Source organism: Nostoc sp. DedQUE02 (genome assembly GCF_034531035.1).
GTDB lineage: Bacteria > Cyanobacteriota > Cyanobacteriia > Cyanobacteriales > Nostocaceae > Nostoc.
The window spans coordinates 23,649-29,926 of record NZ_JAVRBY020000076.1 but is presented as its reverse complement, the minus strand read 5'-3'; the positions used below and the strand labels follow the sequence as shown (position 1 = coordinate 29,926).

Genomic DNA, 6,278 nt, shown 5'->3' with positions numbered 1-6,278 from the left:
TATGGGTCAGCCACTTTATATAGTACATAAATACTATAAAATAGCGATCACGCTGTGCCAGTTGCGTAAGTCCTGTGGGTAAAGGATGTATTCAAAACCTGGCGTTGCATAAAACAGGAATGAATTATTGAACCGCGAAGATGCAAAGTGCGCGAAGGAATTAGGTTTATGAATTCGCAAAAATTAAAAAACATCCCGCAAATATGCAACGCCAAAATTCTTAAATTCGATTTACCTTTCTGCCAAACTCACCTGTCCTCCAATAAGCCCCAGAAATCCAGTTCCAAAGTGCTGAATTTCTAAAAAACTTGCTTGCTCCGGCGAGGTTTTATAAATTCGGAATGTCTTCATAATTCCTAAAGTGGCAGCACTTTCTAGAGGGCCAACAAAACTAATATCACGGTTGAGAAAATAGGTTTGATTAGCCCAGTGAGCCATTTGATTTGCATTTAAAAAGTAACAGCCTGCATGAGGATTGAGGGCACGACAAAAGGTAATTGATGTATTCATAATTGTACCTTTTAGTTCCTGTTGCTCCTGCACATTTTGAAAAGGAGCAGTTACCCGTAAAGCCAAATCTCCATCAATATAAGCTTTGTGAACTAAACCGTTGGGGGAGACTTCATAACGATTTGGTTGGAGTAAATTTAAATCACCTGCTTGTTGGGTAAACCAGGTTAATTTTATAAAAAACCAAGGATCGTGGATAATTAAGTCATCTTCAAGAAAGCAGTAGTAATCATACTGACCGAGACAACTTTGCAGAACAGCTTGGCACTCAAACCCCAAAAGTAGAGGTTCTACATTGCTAGAATGATGTCTATATAAATTGGATGCTAAGGGAAGTTGATTCAGTAAATGATTATCTTTAGTGGTACAAATGACAATATCTAGTTCGTGAGACTGCGGTTGATTAGCAGGGAAAGCTAGTCGTTGAGCAATGTTGATGATACTTTGAGATTTACCAAATAATTGGTGTAAAGCGGTAATACTTTTAGCTAACGCCTGTAAGCGGGGTTGTGGGTCTTTGCGTTGAGAAGCATGACGACCTTCATTGCTAGGTTTGAAAAAATGGGCAATGGTAAAAATAATTCGCATTTCAAATATCGTTTTGGTATTTATTAGTCATTAGTCATTAAACAATAACGAAACATGAATACACTCTTGACAAAACCGTTGTTTTCAGAGTTTTATTTGTACCTTTACTTGATTCCAAAAATATTTATGCAAGAGGCTAATGACTAATGACAAATTTACTTAATTTTTGCCAAATCCTTTAGAACTTGGGCGCTTTTTCAAACTATTAGAATCTTTACCAGCAAACATCCATTGCAAATGCTGTGGTAACAATTTTGCCAAATCATAACGCTTCAGAATTGTCTCTCGCGCATTTGCACGAATTGCTTGCATCTCTTGAGGATTATTCAACGCCTCTTCAATTCTATTAGCAATATTCTGGGGAGAAAAGAAATCTACTAGCAGTCCATTTACTCCATCTTGGACAACTTCTAATACTGGCTGAGTTTTAGAAGCTATTAATAAACATCCTGCTGACATAACTTCTAACATTGACCAGGATAATACAAAAGGACGGGTTAAATAAACATGAGCAGAAGAAGCTTGTAAAACCTGAAGGTACTCATGATAAGGAAGCCTATCTGTAAAGTGCAGCCTCGATAAATCCAAAGATAATTTTTCTAACATTAATTGTTTATAAGTCTTACCATCGGGGAGATTTTTACCATAAGCGACTCGATCTTCTCCTACAACTACTACATGGCACTTAGGTCTTCGCTGCTGAATTAGGGCTACTGTTTCCATAAACTGCGGAAAACCTCTATAAGGTTCCATCCCTCGTCCCACATAAGTTACCAACTCTTCCACATGGGAAAGATCAAGATTTATTCTTGGCAAAACTAACTTTGCGCCTGGTTTAGGAACAAAATAATTGGTATCAACACCATCATGAATTACAGTGAGTTTGCTATGATATTCTTTGGGAAACTGCTGGCGTTGCCAATTCGTCGGAGAAAGACCGCGATCGCAGCTATATAAATCAGTCAAAATTGGCGCATTTTTGACGCGGATGCGGCATTCATCATCAGCATTTAGAGGTTCATTGGGATCAAAATCTGCATCCGAACCGTGAGCATGATAAAACCACTCAAAATAACATAATAATTCTGCTTTGGGGTAAACATCTTTCATAAATAAAGTTGGCCCCCAACCAGAATGACCATAAACTATATCTGGAACGAAACCCTCAGCTTTTAATTTTTCAGCCACGCGATAGACAGCCTGAGCAGTCAGAACAGCATTTTCGAGGTTGCGAACGTAGTGATGAGTTTGGGGAGCTGCTTCACGAGAAGGAGTGTAAATAGCTTTAAAAACGCCAGGGATTTCTCCTTCCCGACGATTTGTCCCAAAGACGACTTGGCAATTAGGATCTTTACCTAAAACTATTGCCAGATTACGAAATTGCGAGGGAAAATTGGGATGTAAAAATAAAATTTTCATTGGAATAATCTTGATTAACTTATTGTCAGATAAAATAAATTAAGACAAGCTGCTTAAGATTATAAGATTATTTCTCACGATTTTTAGCAAGTAAATTTAGGTAAATGGTGACTCTAAAATGCGAAAATAATCGCAAATTCGTGTTATACCAATGAAATTTATTGGCATTGATTTAGGCTGGCGATCGCAACCAAGTGGACTGTGCTGCTTAGAATGGATAGATGGACAACTGCAACTACTTGATTTAGACCGCAAAGAAGCGATTGCAGACATTCTCACCTGGATTGATCAAAGCATACAACCAGATGAACCAGCCATCATCGCCGTAGATGCACCTACCCTCATACCCAACGCTACCGGGAGTCGCCTCCCCGACAAACTCAGTCACAAGTACTTTGGTAAATATCATGCTGGATGCTACCCAGCTAATCAAAACCTACCCTTCGCCGATCGCACAATCAACTTTGGCTTAGAATTAGAATCACGCGGTTTTGCACACGCCCCCACCATAGAACCGCAAAAACTCAGCAGATATCAAATAGAAGTCTTTCCCCACCCAGCAATCGTTAACCTATTCAACTTAGAACGCATCCTCAAATACAAAAAAGGACGACTCACTGACCGCCGCCTAGAACTAATCAAACTCCAAAACTATCTTTTCGATATCCTCCCCTCTCTTTCTCCTCCTCTGCGTCCTCTGCGCCTCTGCGGTTCGTTTACTTCCGAAATTCCCACCACAGGCGCAGCCCTCAAAGCAACCGAAGATAAACTAGATAGCCTAATTTGCGCTTACGTTGCTGCATACTGGTGGTATTGGGGAGAAGAACGTAACTTAGTATTAGGCGATCGCACCAGTGGCTATATTATCATCCCTCAAAGAATTTGAGTAAGTACTCCAAAGTCGTTTTGAGGTACTTCAAAATCGTTTTGAGGTACTTCAAAGTCGTTTTGAGGTACTTCAAAGTCGTTTTGAGGTACTCCAAAGTCGTTTTGAAGTACTTCAAAGTCGTTTTGAGGTACTTCAAAGTCGTTTTGAGGTACTTCAAAGTCGTTTTGAAGTACTTCAAAGTCGTTTTGAGGTACTTCAAAGTCGTTTTGAGGTACTTCAAACTGGTGTTGCTGAATCGAGGTATGAATCTGGATGTAGAGACGTTGCATTGCAACGTCTCTATAAAGATTTTGAAATAACCCAAAATTATTTTTCATACCGCAATCAGCAATGCCTCCAAACTTTGTCGCACCGCAATCAAGCACAGAGGTGTGTAGGCTACGCCCACGCTTGACTTTTAAAACAGTCGCTACAAACTGTGAACAAGTGGTTGATAATTAGATATGCGATGTTTGACGACAAACCGCTCTGTATCAACACATCCTTTGGAAATATACTTTTTCAACAACTTACCCACAATCGAAATACCTTGCTCAATCTCCTCTGGCGGGAGACAGAAAGTTAGACGCATTGCTGGATAACCCTGTTTATCGGGGAAAAATGCTGAACCGCACGCCAGATAGACATTTTGTGCAAAGGCTTCCTTACGAATTGTCCCAATCGGAATATCATCTGGTAACTGTACCCAGAGAAATAATCCGCCTGTGGGAACTGTCCACCGGATTTCTTCAGGAAAATAACGCTCTAAAGCTTGCAGCATAGTATTACGACTTTGCAAATTATCTGTGCGAAGTCGGTTGAGGTGACGGCGATAATGTCCTGAAGCGAGATATTCGCTAACTATTGTTTGCGAAATACTGGATGTATGCAAATCATGGAGCAATTTTCGCTCAATAATTGCTTGATAATGCTTACCTGTAACTACCATATAGCCCACTCGTAAACCAGGCATTAAAGTTTTAGAAAAGGTGCTTAAGTAAGTCACCAAATTATTTTTATCTAAAGCCTTAATTGGCGCTGGCACAGCATCGAAATTTATTCCTTCATAAGCATTATCTTCTAAAATTGGGCACTCATACTTTTCCGCTAATGCTAATAATTGCTGACGATGAGCTTGTGTTGTCGTCAATCCAGTTGGATTATGAAAAGTACTAATGGTATAAATTAACTTTGGACGGTGGCTGTGTAGATATTGCTCTAATAAATCTAAATTCATTCCCTCCGCAGTCATAGGAATACCAATAATCTTAGCTCCTAAGTTTTCTAAGATAGATATTGCACCATAATAGGTGGGAGCTTCGACAATCACCCAATCGCCAGGTTGTACATAATAATTCATCGCTAATGACAACCCTTGCTGAGAGCCATTAGTAATAATTAAATCTTCTGGAAAAACCTCTAATCCTTGCTGTACTAGCATCTGGGCAATTTGTCTGCACAGAGTTAATTGTCCTTGAGGCATCTCGTGGGGAAAGAAAATATCAGCATCATCTTGTCTTAGCGCTCGTCTAGCAATGAGGTTGATATCTTTTGGGGGACGAGGATAACCGTAGCCAAAATTAATTATTCCTGGCTCCGTTTGTGCTTGCACCAGTGGAGTATACATATCATAAAAAGAACACTTTCCTGGTTTTGTAATTATGACATTTTGGGCTGGAGCAAATTTAGATTCTAGGTTGGCACTCTTGAGAGAAACGCTGCTGACAAAATATCCTGAACCTTGACGAGCAGAAACAATTCCATCTGCTTCTAAAACGTTATATGCTTCAATAATTGTGAGTTTGTTAACTTGTAAACTCTCAGCCAGAGAGCGGATAGAAGGGAGGCGATCGCCACTTTTGAGTGCGCCAGATTTAATTAGCCGACTGATGCGTTAGCGTAGCTCGCCGTAGGCATCGCGGATCTGCAAATAAATCGGTTTGTGTGACTGTCTTTCTAACAAAATTTTCATTTTGGCGCACTCGTCAATGACTAAAAAATCATCAATACTGGCAATATAAACTATTTTTACCAAGTTTACCTAGTACAGTTGAGAGTTTTTTTACTATACCAGTTGGGATAGAGCTTAACTGTACTAGATTAAATCGGCCAAAACTGTACCTTCTCAGTTGGAAATTATTACGTGAAAGTAAAAGTAATAGTTCATCATTTAGCAGGTGCTTTCACTATGAATAAATTTAATTTTCTGTTAAATTTACGAAAATATTGGCAACATTTTGTCATCTGGATGACTAGTGGTTCTGACCTGCAAGTGTGGCACGAATCAGACTATCGTGGTAACACTTCTTGTTGGCACGCCTACGATCCAATCACAGGACGTTCTGTCTGTTTTGGTTCAGAAGAAGAAATGCGAATTTGGATTGACAAATGTTACTACAGATAAAAAGAGGGAAGAGGGAAGAGGGAAGAGGGAAGAGGCAATAGGCAATAGGCAATAGGCAAGAAGTCTCTTTGAGTTGTACTGAATTTTTTCAGAAATCAAATATGAGTCCTATATTGTACGCAAATTAAATATTTAGCGTGATTCTAATTTAGCAACTCGCTCCTCTAATTTATTGACTTGTTGCTTCAATTCAATTACCAAAGTCGCAAGCCGATCAAACATCGGATCTTGCTGTGATAAATTGCCTCTAGAACCAGCTGGCTGTCGTGAGGTAAGTGTTGTTCTTGAAGATGGAGACTGGCGGGTTTTACCTAACTGAGACTCTATCTGATTTAACCGCGACTCAACACGATTTAAGTCCGCTTCTAAGTTGTAGATGCGGGACTCCACTTGTTGCGATGAAGCAGTGTTTCCAAATAATCCACCCCAGATAATTGTTGCTAAAATCCCCGCAAATATTAGCACTCGGATTTTTTTCATAACAGTCTA

General features: G+C 39.6%; 7 protein-coding genes and 1 pseudogene. 2 read left to right on the top strand and 6 right to left on the bottom strand.

Annotation, left to right across the window (positions count from 1 at the left end; translation table 11 throughout):
- Positions 1-231: 231 nt before the first annotated feature.
- Both RMX98_RS32090 and RMX98_RS32085 read right to left on the bottom strand, forming a co-directional pair.
- On the bottom strand, positions 232-1,098 hold the full coding sequence (locus tag RMX98_RS32090) for a calcium-binding protein (RefSeq protein WP_322676120.1): 867 nt from the start codon (positions 1,096-1,098) through the stop codon (positions 232-234).
- A gap of 159 nt (positions 1,099-1,257) precedes the next feature.
- Positions 1,258-2,517, bottom strand: a complete 1,260-nt coding sequence (locus tag RMX98_RS32085; protein WP_322676121.1) for a glycosyltransferase family 4 protein — start codon at positions 2,515-2,517, stop codon at positions 1,258-1,260.
- Positions 2,518-2,668: 151 nt separating this feature from the next.
- On the opposite strand from RMX98_RS32085, the gene RMX98_RS32080 reads away from it, so the two are divergent.
- Positions 2,669-3,403: a DUF429 domain-containing protein gene (locus RMX98_RS32080; RefSeq protein ID WP_322676122.1), complete on the top strand. Its 735-nt coding sequence runs from the start codon at positions 2,669-2,671 to the stop codon at positions 3,401-3,403.
- Here the strand turns inward: RMX98_RS32080 and RMX98_RS32075 are convergent.
- From RMX98_RS32075 to RMX98_RS32065, 3 genes and pseudogenes are all read right to left on the bottom strand, one after another.
- A complete protein-coding gene (locus RMX98_RS32075; RefSeq protein WP_322676123.1) occupies positions 3,391-3,723 on the bottom strand; it encodes a hypothetical protein in 333 nt (110 codons plus the stop codon). The two genes, RMX98_RS32080 and RMX98_RS32075, sit on opposite strands and share 13 nt — an antisense overlap.
- 92 nt (positions 3,724-3,815) lie before the next feature.
- Positions 3,816-5,012, bottom strand: a complete 1,197-nt coding sequence (locus tag RMX98_RS32070; RefSeq protein ID WP_409881787.1) for a PLP-dependent aminotransferase family protein — start codon at positions 5,010-5,012, stop codon at positions 3,816-3,818.
- A gap of 108 nt (positions 5,013-5,120) precedes the next feature.
- Positions 5,121-5,276: pseudogene (locus RMX98_RS32065) on the bottom strand (GntR family transcriptional regulator); the annotation flags it as partial.
- Positions 5,277-5,573: 297 nt separating this feature from the next.
- Between RMX98_RS32065 and RMX98_RS32060 the strand changes: the two are divergent.
- Positions 5,574-5,789: a hypothetical protein gene (locus RMX98_RS32060; RefSeq protein ID WP_322676124.1), complete on the top strand. Its 216-nt coding sequence runs from the start codon at positions 5,574-5,576 to the stop codon at positions 5,787-5,789.
- A 132-nt stretch (positions 5,790-5,921) separates the two neighbouring features.
- On the opposite strand, the gene RMX98_RS32055 is transcribed toward RMX98_RS32060, so the two are convergent.
- The gene (locus RMX98_RS32055; protein WP_322676125.1) at positions 5,922-6,269 is read right to left on the bottom strand and encodes a hypothetical protein; all 348 of its coding nucleotides are present in this window, start codon (positions 6,267-6,269) and stop codon (positions 5,922-5,924) included.
- Between the last annotated feature and the right edge of the window lie 9 nt (positions 6,270-6,278).